General features: G+C 64.7%; 1 protein-coding gene. It reads right to left on the reverse strand.

Annotation, left to right across the window (positions count from 1 at the left end; genetic code table 11):
* Window positions 1-445, reverse strand: a 445-nt coding sequence (locus SB816_RS29905) for a hypothetical protein (protein ID WP_410547976.1), incomplete at both ends; no start/stop codon positions are given.

Genomic DNA, 445 nt, shown 5'->3' on the forward strand with positions numbered 1-445 from the left:
GAGAACGCTTTCCCTGAGCGAGGGTTTGGTCTGATGTCCCTTGACGAGACCAGACTGCGCCAGCCGGTCCGAGATGCTGCTCGCCGGCGCGGCCATCGCCCCACCCCTGCCAGACGTGTTGCGCTGAAAACCGCGACCGGCTCCCTGAGCGCTATCGCGGCGGAAATTTCCACCCTGCGACCCGGATGACTGGAAACGCGGCTGGAAGAAACCATTCAGCCTGTCGCGCATATCCTGCTGGTAAAACCGCCGCACGGCCTCATCGCCGATCACGGCCACGATCTGCCGCAGGCGGCTTTCAAGCTGGGCGCGTTTCTCCGGCGTATCGAAGCTGACACCGGAGGTCTCGCGGCTCCAGATCATCGCGGCGAGCGGCTTTGCCTCGGAAAGCACTCTGTCGAAAGGCGCGCGGCCTTCCAGCCGCACGAGATCGTCCGGGTCCTTG

Origin of the sequence: Achromobacter sp. SIMBA_011 (assembly GCF_046535435.1) — a bacterium.
Lineage (GTDB): Bacteria > Pseudomonadota > Gammaproteobacteria > Burkholderiales > Burkholderiaceae_B > Achromobacter > Achromobacter dolens.